General features: G+C 61.2%; 11 protein-coding genes. 6 read left to right on the top strand and 5 right to left on the bottom strand.

The window, feature by feature from the left end; translation table 11 throughout:
• Positions 1-15 precede the first annotated feature (15 nt).
• The 6 genes from L4923_RS16605 to L4923_RS16580 all read left to right on the top strand — a co-directional run bounded on the left by L4923_RS16605 (position 16) and on the right by L4923_RS16580 (position 5,649).
• The gene (locus tag L4923_RS16605; RefSeq protein ID WP_239367043.1) at positions 16-828 is read left to right on the top strand and encodes an ABC transporter ATP-binding protein; all 813 of its coding nucleotides are present in this window, start codon (positions 16-18) and stop codon (positions 826-828) included.
• Positions 825-1,676: an ABC transporter permease gene (locus L4923_RS16600; protein WP_239367041.1), complete on the top strand. Its 852-nt coding sequence runs from the start codon at positions 825-827 to the stop codon at positions 1,674-1,676. Before L4923_RS16605 ends, L4923_RS16600 begins: the two co-directional genes overlap by 4 nt.
• A gap of 79 nt (positions 1,677-1,755) precedes the next feature.
• A complete protein-coding gene (locus tag L4923_RS16595; protein ID WP_239367038.1) occupies positions 1,756-3,072 on the top strand; it encodes a cytosine deaminase in 1,317 nt (438 codons plus the stop codon).
• Entirely contained in the window at positions 3,072-4,475 is a 1,404-nt protein-coding gene (locus tag L4923_RS16590) for an FAD-binding oxidoreductase (RefSeq protein WP_239367137.1), read from the top strand. Before L4923_RS16595 ends, L4923_RS16590 begins: the two co-directional genes overlap by 1 nt.
• Before the next feature lie 8 nt (positions 4,476-4,483).
• Entirely contained in the window at positions 4,484-5,065 is a 582-nt protein-coding gene (locus tag L4923_RS16585; RefSeq protein WP_239367035.1) for an NAD(P)H-dependent oxidoreductase, read from the top strand.
• The gene (locus tag L4923_RS16580) at positions 5,065-5,649 is read left to right on the top strand and encodes an NAD(P)H-dependent oxidoreductase (RefSeq protein WP_239367032.1); all 585 of its coding nucleotides are present in this window, start codon (positions 5,065-5,067) and stop codon (positions 5,647-5,649) included. Before L4923_RS16585 ends, L4923_RS16580 begins: the two co-directional genes overlap by 1 nt.
• Positions 5,650-5,673: 24 nt before the next feature.
• Here the strand turns inward: L4923_RS16580 and L4923_RS16575 are convergent, their stop codons facing one another.
• The 5 genes from L4923_RS16575 to L4923_RS16555 form a co-directional block, all read right to left on the bottom strand.
• Entirely contained in the window at positions 5,674-8,118 is a 2,445-nt protein-coding gene (locus L4923_RS16575) for a GcvT family protein (protein ID WP_239367029.1), read from the bottom strand.
• Positions 8,115-9,296 (bottom strand): pyridoxal phosphate-dependent aminotransferase, encoded by a 1,182-nt coding sequence (locus L4923_RS16570; protein ID WP_239367026.1) that lies wholly within the window; start codon positions 9,294-9,296, stop codon positions 8,115-8,117. Before L4923_RS16570 ends, L4923_RS16575 begins: the two co-directional genes overlap by 4 nt.
• A gap of 1 nt (position 9,297) precedes the next feature.
• Positions 9,298-9,990: an HAD-IA family hydrolase gene (locus tag L4923_RS16565; RefSeq protein WP_239367023.1), complete on the bottom strand. Its 693-nt coding sequence runs from the start codon at positions 9,988-9,990 to the stop codon at positions 9,298-9,300.
• Positions 9,990-12,443: a GcvT family protein gene (locus L4923_RS16560; protein WP_239367021.1), complete on the bottom strand. Its 2,454-nt coding sequence runs from the start codon at positions 12,441-12,443 to the stop codon at positions 9,990-9,992. Before L4923_RS16560 ends, L4923_RS16565 begins: the two co-directional genes overlap by 1 nt.
• Before the next feature lie 116 nt (positions 12,444-12,559).
• Positions 12,560-13,147: a helix-turn-helix domain-containing protein gene (locus L4923_RS16555; RefSeq protein WP_239367019.1), complete on the bottom strand. Its 588-nt coding sequence runs from the start codon at positions 13,145-13,147 to the stop codon at positions 12,560-12,562.
• Positions 13,148-13,219 lie beyond the last annotated feature (72 nt).

The raw sequence follows: 13,219 nt of genomic DNA, 5'->3' as shown, positions 1-13,219 counted from the left end.
TGCGGAAAGGCATTGATGTTGCAGAAGGTGGCCGACAAGAATGATAGCGGGCAGCGCGGCGCCGCGCCGCTGCTTTCCTTCAAGGGCGTGGGCAAGGTGTTCTCCAATGGCGTGACGGCCTTGGACAATGTCGATCTCTCCGTCCATGAGGGCGATTTCGTCAGCCTGCTCGGCCCTTCGGGATGTGGCAAGTCGACAGCACTCAGGCTGATTGCCAGGCTTTCCACGCCGACCTCCGGTCATCTGGAGTGGCGCAAGGCGCAAGGTGACGACAGCGTCGGCTTTGTCTTCCAGGAGCCGACCTTGCTGCCTTGGGCGAGTGTGTTCGACAATGTCTGGCTGCCGCTGCGCCTGCGCGGCGTATCGCGCCTCAAAGCCACGCCGGCGGTGATGGAGATGCTGGCGCGCGTGCATCTGGAAAATTTCGCCGATGCCGTGCCGAGGGAACTTTCCGGCGGCATGAAGATGCGTGTTTCCATCGCGCGCGCCATGGTGACCAAGCCACGTGTGCTGCTGATGGACGAGCCGTTTGCGGCATTGGACGAGATCACGCGCTTCAAGCTCAACAATGACCTGCTGGAGTTGTGGCAGCAGGAGCGATTCACCGCCGTCTTCGTCACCCACAGCGTGTTCGAGAGTGTCTTCCTGTCCAATCGCATCGTGGTGATGGCGGCCAAGCCCGGGCGCGTGTACCGGAACATGACGGTCGATGCGCCTTACCCGCGCGACGAGGCGTTTCGTACCTCTACGGCCTATGCGGAATTGTGCCGGCGGGCGTCTGACGAATTAAGCGCGGCCATGGATGTCAAGGTGGAGGCGCGATCATGACCGCCGTCGAGAGCCGGACAGTCGTGCTCGATCCGGAGGAGGCGCGCCGCGTTCGCCAGCAGCGGCTGGAGAAAGTCGGCTCATGGGCGCTGCCGCTTGCCATCATGGTACTGGCGGTCTGGTTCTGGGACCGCATCTGCGTGTGGAACGACATTCCGAAATACATTCTGCCGAGACCGGGCGTGGTAGTGCAGACCCTTCAGGATGACGCGCCGCTGCTGTTTTCTTCGCTGCTGGTCACCCTCAAGATCACATTTCTCAGTCTCGCGCTCGCCATTCTCGGCGGCGTAGGTCTGGCAGTGCTGTTTGCCCAGTCGAAATGGGTGGAAATGTCGTTCTTTCCCTTCGCCGTCATCCTGCAGGTGACGCCGATCGTGGCGATCTTCCCACTGATCAACATTTACGTCGACAACCAGACTGCCAAGCTTTTGTTGTGCGCCTGGATCGTTGCCTTCTTTCCGATCCTCTCGAACACGACGCTGGGTCTGAATTCGGTTGACCGCAATCTGCGTGATCTGTTTCGGCTGAATGGCGCGACACGCTGGCAGGAACTTTGGCACTTGCGCCTGCCGGCTGCCATGCCGTACTTCCTCGGCGGTCTGAAGATCGCCGGCGGCCTGTCACTGATCGGGGCGGTGGTGGCCGAATTCGTCGCCGGTACGTCCGGCCAGGCTTCGGGGCTCGCTTCGCGCATTATCGAGGCAGGTTATCGTCTGAATGCGCCAAGGCTGTTCGCAGCGCTGATCCTGATTTCTCTGACCGGCATCGTCATCTTCCTCGCGCTGTCCTTGCTCTCGCATCTCATTTTGCGCCGCTGGCACGAGAGCGCGTTGAAGCAGGAGGCATGATGGCGGACGCTTCACACAATTGCCGAGGCTGCGTTCCGTTCACGTCGAGTGACCGGACCGTGGCGGACGCGGAGGTGCATTGAATACGCTGCCGATCCCGTCGTTTGGAATCTATACACTTAAAAACGCTCGACTTCATGGCTCTTGTATCGTCGGGGTCGACGCTGTTGCCGATGCAGACGGCTTTGTGAAGGCCGATGTCGCCATTGATGACGGTCGCATCATTTCCATTGCTCCGCACTATCTGGGAAAATCGGATGCGACGGAGGTCATCGACCTCAATGGGCGCGTCATCCTGCCCTGTTTCGTCGACTGCCACACCCATCTCGACAAAGGCCACATCTGGCCGCGCAATCCCAATCCGGACGGGTCCTTTGCGGGCGCATTGCAGGCAGCGCACGCCGACAGGAGGGCGCATTGGAACGCCGAGGACGTTTCCCGACGTATGGATTTCGCATTGCGCACCGCTTTCGCGCATGGAACCAGGGCAATCCGCACACATCTCGACAGTGCGGCGCCCCAAGACGCCATCTCCTGGCCGGTGTTCGAGGACATGCGGGAAAAATGGCGAGGGCGTATCGACCTGCAGGCATCCTGCCTCGTCGGCATCGAAGAAACCCGTGACCACGCCTGGTTTGCGGAATTGGCGCGACGGGTAGCCGTTGCGAGAGGTATTCTAGGCGCCGTCACCTATATGGTTCCCGATCTGGACGCTTTGCTCGATCGGATGTTTGCGCTCGCCATCGAGCATGACCTCGACCTGGATTTCCACGCCGACGAGACCGACGTTATCGAAGCGATCTCGCTGAAAAAGATCGCGGAAGCGGCGTTGCGTCACCGTTTCGAGGGCAAGATCCTTGTCGGCCACTGTTGCTCGCTTGCGCGGCAGCCCGAGGGCTACGTGCTCGATACGCTGGACAAGGTGGCACGCGCGAAGATTGCTGTCGTATCGCTGCCCATGTGCAATCTCTACCTGCAGGATCGCCGGCACGACCGGACCACGCCGCGCTGGCGCGGCGTGACCCTGCTGCATGAATTGAAGGCGCGCGGTATTCCCGTAGCGGTGGCCTCGGACAACACACGTGATCCATTCTACGCCTATGGTGATCTCGATATGCTCGAGGTGTACCGTATGGCCACCCGCATCCTGCATCTCGACCATCCGGTCGGTGATTGGCCGCGTGCGGTCACGCAGACACCTGCGGAGGTGATGCGGCTAGACGACATGGGTGTGTTGCGGTCCGGCGGTCCGGCCGACCTTGTCGTTTTCAGAGGGCGAAACTGGACCGAACTGTTGTCGCGCCCGGAAGCCGATCGCATTGTCATCCGTGGCGGCAAGCCGATCGATACAAGCCTGCCGGACTATGCCGAGCTCGACGAATTGATGGGGGCATGATGGACATTGCGGCGCTGAAACGAGATCTCGAAGGGCTGAAGATCGAAGACAATGAAAAGATCGTCCAGCAGAAGAGCCGCGACTTCTACTGGTATAGCCCAGTGCTCAAGCGTCAGCTCGAGCACGTTACTGGCGACCTCGTCGTATCGCCGAAATCCGAAGCAGAAGTGGTGCACACACTCGCAGCCTGTTTCGCGCATGGGGTGCCGGTGACGCCGCGCGGGACGGGCACCGGCAATTACGGGCAGGCGATGCCGCTTTCCGGTGGCGTGGTGCTCAGCTTGGCCGACATGAATGAAATCCTCGCGATTTCCCCCGGCCGCGTGGTGTGTCAGCCCGGCGCTATCCTGGCCGATATCGACCGCGCGACGCGCGCGCATTCAGCGCAGGAATTGCGGCTGCACCCTTCGACCTACAACACCGCTTCCATCGGCGGTTTCATCGCCGGCGGCTCGGGCGGTGTCGGCTCGATCAATTTCGGCGGCCTGCGCGACTTCGGCAACATCATCCGGCTGCGCGTGGTGACCATGGAGGCCGAGCCGAGGGTACTGGAATTGACAGGCGAGGATCTGCACAAGGTCACCCATGCCTACGGAACCAACGGCATCATCACCGAAGTCGAGATGCCGCTGACCGCTGCCTATGACTGGGTGGACGTGCTGGTCGGTTTCGACAGTTTCATGGGTGCTGCCCGCTACGGCAATGCCTTGGCGTGTCAAGACGGGCTGCTGACCAAGCTGATCACGCCGATCGCGGCCCCGGTGCCGCAGCTTTATTTCAAGCGGCATCAGAAGTTCCTGCGCGACGGACAAAGCATCTGCGCGGTGATGGTCGCTCCGCATTCGCTGGATGCATTTCTTGCCTTCACGCGCCGCGAGGGAGGCGAGGTGATCTTCAACGCGGCGGCATTGAGCGACGAGGAGAAGAGAGGCCTGCCGCCGGCCTTCGAACTGGCGTGGAACCATACGACGCTGCGAGCGCTACGCATCGATCCATCGATCACCTATCTGCAGTCGCTTTATCCGTTTCCCGATCACCTGGCGCTGGTCGAAAAGATCGACGCGATGTTCCCCGGCGAGGTGTTTTCGCATCTCGAGTTCGTGCGCCTCGATGGCAACATCACCTGCTTCGGCCTCAATCTGGTGCGCTTCACCACAGAGGAACGGCTGGACGAGATCGTGAGGCTGTTCGAGGAGAACGGCTGTCCGATCTTCAATCCGCACCGCTATACGCTGGAGGAGGGCGGCATGAAGCAAACGGACTCCGTCCAACTCGCCTTCAAGCGTGAAGCCGATCCGCAGGGATTGCTCAATCCCGGCAAGATGATCGCCTGGGAAAATCCAGACTATGACTACCGGTCGGGGCGGACATTCCTGTTCAAGGGTCTCGCAAAAGCAAGTTGAGCGCGGCGATGCGTATTCTGGTTCTTTATGCGCATCCGGTGGAGACAAGCTTCAACGCTGCGCTGCACACAATGATCGTCGAGCGTCTCAAGGCGAAAGGGCATGAGGTCGACGATTGTGATCTTTATGCAGAGGACTTTGACCCGCGACTGACCCGTGCCGAGCGCATGGCCTATCACGATGTCCCCGACAATATCGAGCCGGTGCGAAGCTATGTCGAACGACTGCGCAAGGCGGAAGGGCTGGTTCTGTGTTTTCCGGTTTGGAATTACGGATATCCCGCGATCCTGAAAGGTTTTTTTGATCGCGTCTTCCTGCCGGGCGTCTCGTTTCGGCTGATCGAAGGCAAGGTGAAGCCTACACTCGACAACATCCGCAAGGTCGTCGCGGTAACCAGTTATGGCGGCTCCCGGCTGCGCGCCTTCCTGGTCGGAGACCCACCGCGCAAGCTGATCCATCGCCTGTTGCGCGCGTCCGTCAAGCGGGGCGCTTCCGTCTCCTATCTGGCGAACTATTCGATGAACCTGTCGACGCCACAGTCGCGGGATCGCTTCATGGCCAAGGTGGCGCATAAGATGGATACGTTCTGATGCGGGTGCTGGTCGTCTATTGCCATCCTGTGCCAGAAAGTTTCTGCGCGGCGGTGCGCGATGCCGCGCTCGACGCCATCGCTGCCAAGGGTTGCGAGGCGCGGCTCGTTGATCTTTATGCCGAGAATTTCGACCCGGTGATGCGGGATGGCGAACGGCGCGAATACAATGAGCGCGCCCCGACCGACCCCGCCCTGGCCGAACACATCGCGCATCTGAAATGGGCCGAGGCGATCGTCTTTGTTTATCCGACCTGGTGGTACGGGTTACCGGCGATGCTGAAGGGGTGGCTGGACCGCGTCTGGGCCAAGGACGTCGCCTTCGCTCTCGATTCCGGGGGGCGCATTACCCCGCTGATGGGACATATCCGGAAGATCGCCGTGGTGACCACTTGTGGCGCGCCGCGCTGGTGGTCGCACATCGTCGGCCACCCGGGCCGAAAGACCATCTTGCGCGGCATCCGCGCCCTGTGCGCCAAACGCTGCAAGACATTGTTTTTGGCGCATTATCTGATGGACGCCTCGACGCCACGAAGCCGGGAGACCTTCCTCGGACAGGTACGGCACAAGCTCAGGACGTTTTAGTGCCTTCTCCCCGCAGGCGGAGAGCTAGGCTCGAACCCTCTCTGCCTTCGGATCGTACATCGACTTCAGCGAAACTTCGGCGTTGAAGCGTTCGCCGGCGATCTCGATCTCATAGCGGGAGCCAAGGATATCGGCTTCGCTCTCGCCCTTGGCCGGGACGTATCCCATGCCGACAGCTCCGCCGAGATGATGGCCGTAATTGCCCGAAGTCACCGTGCCGACGATCTTGCCGTCACGCACGATCGCTTCGTTGTGGAACAGCAGCGGTTCGGGGTCGGTGAGGCGGAACTGTACCAGGCGGCGCTCCAGTCCGGCATCCTTCTTCGCCAGCACGGCATCGCGGCCGATGAAATCGCCTTTCGCCGGCTTCACCGCAAAACCGAGACCGGCCTCCAGCACATGATCCTCGTCGGTGATGTCATGGCCGAAATGACGAAAAGCCTTTTCGATGCGGCAGGAATCCAGGGTGTGCAGGCCACAGAGTTTCATGCCGAGGTCTTTGCCGGCTTCCTCGATCGTCTCGAAGATATGCGCGGTTTGGTCGGTCGAAACATAGAGCTCCCAGCCCAGTTCGCCGACATAGGTCACGCGATGGGCACGCGCGAGACCCATGCCGATCTCGACTTCCTGAAAGGTGCCGAAAGGGTTGCTTTCGTTCGAGAAATCGTTCGGGCTCACTTTTTGAATCAAGTCGCGCGAGCGTGGGCCCATAAGGCAAAGGACGGATTCGGCGGCCGTCACATCCGTGATGATGACGAACTCGTCCTTCACATGCCGGCGCATCCAGGCAAGATCGCGCTGCAGCGTGGCGCCGGGAACAACGGCGAAGAATGCGGTCTCAGAAAGCCGCGACACGGTCAGGTCGCTCTCGATGCCGCCGCGCCGATTGAGCATCTGCGTGTAGACGATCTTGCCCGGCGCGACGTCGAGGTCGTTGGCGCAGAGCCGCTGCAGGAAGGCAAGCGCATCGCGTCCCTCGATCCGGATCTTGCCGAATGACGTCATGTCGAACAGCCCGACATTGTTGCGCACGGCCAGATGTTCGTCGCGCTGGTTGTCGAACCAGTTCTGGCGCTTCCAGGAATAGCGGTATTCGCGCTCCTGCCCATCTTTCGCGAACCAATTGGCGCGTTCCCAGCCGGCGACTTCGCCGAACACCGCGCCGCGCGCCTTCAGATGCTCGTGGATGGGGGAGCGGCGCACGCCGCGCGAGGTCACGACCTGGCGGTAGGGGAAGTGGTCGGCATAAAGCAGGCCGAGTGTTTCGGAGACGCGCTCCTTCAGATAGGTTCGGTTCTTCTGGAACGGCTGGGCGCGGCGGATGTCGACTTCCCAAAGATCGAACGGCGCCTCGCCGTCGTTGATCCATTGCGCAAGCGCCATGCCGGCGCCGCCCGAGGAGACGATGCCGATCGAATTATAGCCGGCAGCGACCCAGTAGCCGCCGAGTTCCGGTGCTTCGCCAAGATAATAGCGATCGTCCGGCGTGAAGCTTTCCGGGCCATTGAAAAAGGTATGGATGCCGGCTGTACCCAGCATCGGCATGCGGTTCACGCCCATTTCGAGAATGGGCTCGAAATGTTCGAAATCTTCCGGCAATTGATCGAAGCAGAAATCTTCGCGGATGCCCTCCATGCCCCAGGGCTTGGCCTTGGGCTCGAAGGCGCCGAGCATCATCTTGCCGGCATCTTCCTTATAGTAGGCGCATTCGTCCGGCACACGCAGAACCGGAAGACGGGTCAGCCCGCTGATCGGTTCGGTGACCAGATAGAAATGCTCGCAGGCATGCAGCGGGATGGTGACGCCATTTTGCGCACCCAGTGCGCGCGCCCACATGCCGGCACAGTTGATGACCACATCGGTCTCGATCGTGCCCTGGTCTTCGCCCTGTGCCCAGGACACACCGGATACGCGACCGTTTTTGGTGTGGACCTTGGTGACTTTGACGTTCTCGACGACCTTGGCGCCACGCTGGCGTGCGCCTTTTGCCAAAGCCATGGCAATGTTGGCCGGGTCGCATTGGCCGTCGAGCGGCAGATGCACCGCGCCGACCACGTCGGACACGTTGAGATGCGGGTACATCTCCTTGACTTCATTCGGAGAAATCTCGCGCACGTCAACGTCAAATGCACGGGCAAGAGATGCCTGTCTGTAGATCTCGTGCTTGCGTTCCTCCGTCAGGGCGACGGTGATCGAGCCGACCTGCCGCATGCCCGTGCCGACGCCTGTCTCTTCCTCGAGCTTGACGTAGAGGTCGGCGGAGTATTTTGCCAGCCGCGTCATATTCTGCGAGGCACGCAATTGGCCGATCAGGCCGGCGGCATGCCAGGTGGTGCCGGAGGTCAGCTGCTTTCGCTCCAGAAGCACGATGTCGCTCCAGCCGAGCTTGGCCAGATGGTAGGCGACGGAACAGCCGGATACACCGCCGCCGATGATAACGGCGCGGGCTTTCTGGGGAAGGCTAGTCATGCGGCCTCGCGTCGATAGGTGGAAACGAAGCGGCGCAGCCTTTCGGCCGCTTCGAGCAGGATCGGTTCGGGTTGGCAAAGGCTGATGCGGATGTGACCGGCTGCAGCATCGCCGAAGGACGAACCCGGCATGACGCCGACATTCTCGCCGTCGAGGAAAGCCCAGGCGAACTTCTCATCGTCCGGCTCCACTGCGCTGATGTCGAGCATGGCATACATGCCACCTTCCGAGCCGCGAACGGTCACGTTGTTCATTCCGCGCACCGCATCGAGGAAGAGTTTGCGCCGGCCGGCATAGAGCGTGGCGATCTGTTCCACGCCATAATCGTTGTTCAGCGCTTCGATGGCCGCGCGGCTGACAAAATCGGTCAGGCCGTAAGTGGTGACGAGATTGAGGCTGATCAGCAACGTGATCAATTCCTGTGGCCCGGTCAGCCAGCCCAAACGCCAGCCAGTCATCCCGTGGCTCTTCGACATCGAATTGATGACCAGCGTGCGCTCCTCCATGCCGGGCAGGGTGCGCGGGGAAAGATGCTCACTGTCGCCGAGCGTCCAATAGACCTCGTCGCTCAGCAGCCACAGATCGTGTCGGCGGCAGATATCGGCGATGCCTTCCAGCGATTTCCTGGAATAAACCGCGCCGGTGGGATTGTTCGGCGTGTTGATCAGCATGGCCCGGGTGTTCGGCCGAACCGCGGCTTCTATCGCCCTGGCGTCCGGCTGGAAGCCGTCTGTAGCGCGGGTCTCGACGACCGTGAAATCGGCGCCTGCAGCCCGGAATGTGCCAGGATAGGTGGCATAGTAGGGCGCGACGACGATGGCGTGATCACCGGGATCGAGCACCCCTTGCACGGCAGCGTAAAGCGATGCCTGGCCACCGGGCGTGGCAATGACCTGATCCGGACTCGTCTCCACGCCGGTACAGCGGGTGGAAATCCGCGCCATGGCCTCGCGCAGTGCCGGAATCCCTGGCAATTGGGTGTAGTGATGATGACCGGCGCGCAGTGCGGCAACCCCCGCCTCAACTGTCTCGGACGGCGTATGGAAATCATGGTCGCCGACCGACAGCATAATGATGTCTTCGCCGGCTTCCAGGCGTTGCCAGGCAGCGAAATGGACTTCCCAGCCGTCCTTGCCGGAAGGCGTGATGCCGGAAATGCGGGACGAGGGTTTCGGCATGTCAGGCTCCTGCAGCCGCAGAGGTCGTCGTGCCGGATTTGGTGAGCGTCAGCCTGCCACCCTCGTTGAGCAAGGGTGTCAGCGAACCATATCCGGCGATGGTTGGATGCGACGTTTCGAGGGCGTGCTTGTGCGTGGCGGTGATCACCACGACCTTCGTGCCCGCGGCCTCCGCGGCCTGGATGCCTGCCGGCGCATCCTCGAACACCAGGCAATCTTGTGGCTTCAGGGCAAGCCTTTCTGCGGCAAGCAGGAAGCAATCAGGTGCGGGCTTGCCATTGGTCACGTCTTCCCCCGTGATCATCAGTGACGGTATCGGCAGGCCCGTGGCTTCCAGCCGGCGGATCGCCAGCCGGCGCGGTGACGAGGTGACGATCGCCCAGTGCTGCGGCGGCAGTGCGTTGAGGAATGCCGCCGCGCCGGCAATGGCCTCGATCCCTTCGACGTCCTCGAATTCGGCCTGGGTCAACGCCTCGACTTCCGCCATGACGTCGACGCCCGGCAGGTTCAAGCGGCGTATCGTTTCCACCGCCCGCACGCCGTGGATGGTCGGCAGGAACGTTTCGACATCCAGTCCGTGCCGTTGCGCCCAAGCCGCCCACACACGCTCGGCAGCCGCGATCGAGCTGAGAATGGTGCCGTCCATGTCAAACAGGAAGGCACCGAAGGCGTGGTCGGGGAAGGGAAGGGTCATTATGCGCGCAGCCTTTGATTTTCGGGGTCCCACAAGGGTCTGTCTTCCTGAACCGTCGCCTTGAAACGCTCGCCGAAGATCTCGATTTCGATTTCGGTGCCAGGAACGGCCAGATCGGCACGCACCATGCCGAGCGCAATGGATTTGTCCACCCTGTAGCCCCAGCCTCCTGACGTGGTTTCGCCAACGATCGCCCCGTCATGCCAAAGCGTGGACATGTAGGGCGCGTCGCACTCGCCGGGCTCTTGAACGACCAGCGTCGCAAAACGTTTTTTGACGCCTTGCTGCTTCTCGCTGAGCAATGCCGCCTTGCCGCGAAAATCGGGCTTGTCCCATTTCACGAAACGTTCGAGCCCACCCTGCAGGATGGTGTAGTCGGTCGAGAGGTCGCCTTTCCAGGCTCGGTAGCCCTTTTCGAGGCGCAGGCTGTCGAGCGCGAACATACCGAATGGTTTCAATCCGTGCTTCTGCCCGGCAGCCCAGACGGCGTCGAAGACGATTGCCGTGTCTTCGATTTTTGTATGCAGCTCCCAGCCGAGTTCACCTGCGAAGGAGACACGCACCAGTTGCAGCCAGCGCCCGGCAATCTGGCACGATTGATGCGAGAGCCAGGGAAGGGTCAGATCGGCGTCCGTGACTTCCGCCAATATGGCTCTGGAATTCGGCCCGGACAGGATTTGGCAGGAGAAGCTCTCGGTCATGTCCTGCAGCCTGATTTCCGTGCCCTCGGGCAGATGCTTTGCGAGCCACTCGAAGTCGTGCAGCTGCGCCACTGCGGCGGTGATCAGGAAGAAGGAGTCTTCTTCCAGTGCCATGATCGACATTTCTGTGACGATACGTCCCTTGTCGTCGGCGAAGTAGCCGAGGCCGATGCGCCCGGGCTTTGGCACCACACCGGTGATCAGGGTGGAGAGCCATGCACGGGCGCCTGGACCTTTCAGGCGGAAACGGCTGAAACCAGGCAGGTCGAGAATGCCCGCCGCATCGCGCACCGCCAGGCATTCCTCGCGGATGCGTGGCTCCCAGGGTCCAGAGCGCGCGAAGGTCTGCGTCGATTGCTCCGAGACGTCATCACCCGGCTTGGCATACCAGGTGGCGCGTTCCCAGCCATTATAAGCGCCGAATTGCGCCCCCAGGGCCTTCAAGCGCTCATGCAGTGGCGAGAGCTTGCGGTCGCGCGCCGCGGGCCAGGCGTGGCGTGGGAAATGGATGGCGTATTCGTGGCCATAAACCTCCATACCCTTGGCGACGGCGTAGTCCTGAGCTGATCCGAATCCGGTAAAGCGGCGCGGATCACACGACCACATGTCCCATTCGGTCTGGCCCTCCATGAGCCATTCGGCAAGCACTTTGCCAGCACCCCCGGCCTGAGCGATACCAAAGGTGAAGACGCAGGCTTCGAAAGCGTTCGGTACGCCTGGCATAGGGCCCAGCAGCGGGTTGCCGTCCGGAGCATAGGGGATCGGGCCGTTGATGACTTTGGAGAGGCCGGCCGTGCCGAGGATCGGGACGCGCTCGATGGCATCGTTCAGGTACCATTCCAATCGTTCGAGATCGTCCGGGAACAGCTGGAACGAGAAATCGGCGGGCATGGGATCGCCAGGAGTGGCCCAGTGCGCACGGCAGTTGCGCTCGTAAGGGCCAAGGTTCATGCCATTCTTTTCCTGGCGCAGATAGTAGGAAGAATCGACATCGCGCAGCAGCGGCAGCTTGTGACCGGCTTCTTTCGACCAGGCAGCGAGTTCGGGGATTTCGTCAAACAGAATGTATTGATGGCTCATCACCATCATCGGCACGTCGCGGCCGAACATCCTGCCCACTTCAGCTGCACGGTAACCGGCCGCGTTGACGACATATTCGCAACGGATCTCGCCCTTTTCGGTCACCACGACCCATTCATTGTGTTCCCGGCGCACACCGGTAACGGGGCAGAAGCGAATGATCCTGGCGCCTTTGTCGCGCGCCCCCTTGGCCAAGGCCTGAGTGAGCTGGGCGGGATCGATGTCGCCGTCATTCGGGTCGTAGAGCGCGCCCTGAAGTCCATGCGTCTCGATGAAAGGGTATCGCGCTTTGATCTCGTCGGTCCCGATGACATCGACGGCCATGCCCTGATAGCGGCCCATGCCTTTGGCGCGCTGGAATTCCTGCATGCGCTCCTTGCTGTGCGCCAGCCGGATCGAGCCGGTGACGTGATAGTTCATTGGATAGTCGACTTCCGCCGCCAGCCCCCGATAAAGCTCGGTCGAATAACGCTGCATGTTCATCAGCGACCAGGACGACGAAAATGTCGGCACATTGCCGGCGGCGTGCCAGGTCGAACCGGAGGTCAGTTCATTTTTTTCGAGCAGGACGCAGTCGGTCCATCCAGCCTTGGCCAGATGATAGAGCACCGATACGCCCACCGCGCCGCCACCGATGATGACCACACGTGCTGCCGTCGGGATTTCGGCCATTTTGTTCCTCCCAATCTCCCTGATGGGATAAGATCAAGCTTGATCGGTTCTCCGATCGCTCTCTTTATTTTGGCGCATGGTTTGTCCGAAAAACTGCAATTTTCGGAATTTGCGCGTTAGTAGACCGGTGGTGAGACCACCCAGATCACCACTGCAGGCACCGCCCCTGGGTTCCTCCAGCGGAACGGCTTGCCGGCAAAGCGAAAGCTGTCGCCTTCGCCAAGTGTGTGCCAGACCCCGTCGATCTCGATCTCGAAGATGCCAGACGTGACATAGCCGGCCTCTTCGGTCGGTCTTGTCGCAGCCCTCTTCAATTCCGCGCCTGGTGCGAATTCCGAGCGCAGCATTTCGAAACTGCCGCCGAGGTCGGGTGAAAGGAGCTCTTCCACCAATCCCGATTCGCTGGTACCCAGCGACCGTCGACGGCCGGCGCGCACGACCACGCCCCGCTCGGTTTCTTCCGGCACGTCATGGCTGAAGAACAGACTGAGCGGCACTTCGAACAAATCTGCCATGGCGCGCAGATCGCCGAGCGATGGTACCGAAAGGCCACGTTCGACCTGGCTGACCCAGCCGACGGAACGGCCGAGTTTCAAAGCGATTTCGGCCAGGGTCAGGCCTCGTGTCTTGCGTAGCGCGCGAATGTCCGCGGCGAGAAAGCGCTCGCCGGTCTGCGCGTCCGGTTGGGCAGCAGGTGATGTCACGGTTCGACCATTCGTGAAAAAAACAGCTAGAATTTCATGAGACGCCAAGTGCGCGAAAAGATCAAGCAGGAT

The sequence above is a fragment of the Terribium retamae genome, assembly GCF_022347545.1.
GTDB lineage: Bacteria > Pseudomonadota > Alphaproteobacteria > Rhizobiales > Rhizobiaceae > Mesorhizobium > Mesorhizobium retamae.
Note: the sequence above shows the minus strand (reverse complement) of the source record. Positions and strands in the feature narration are given on the sequence as shown.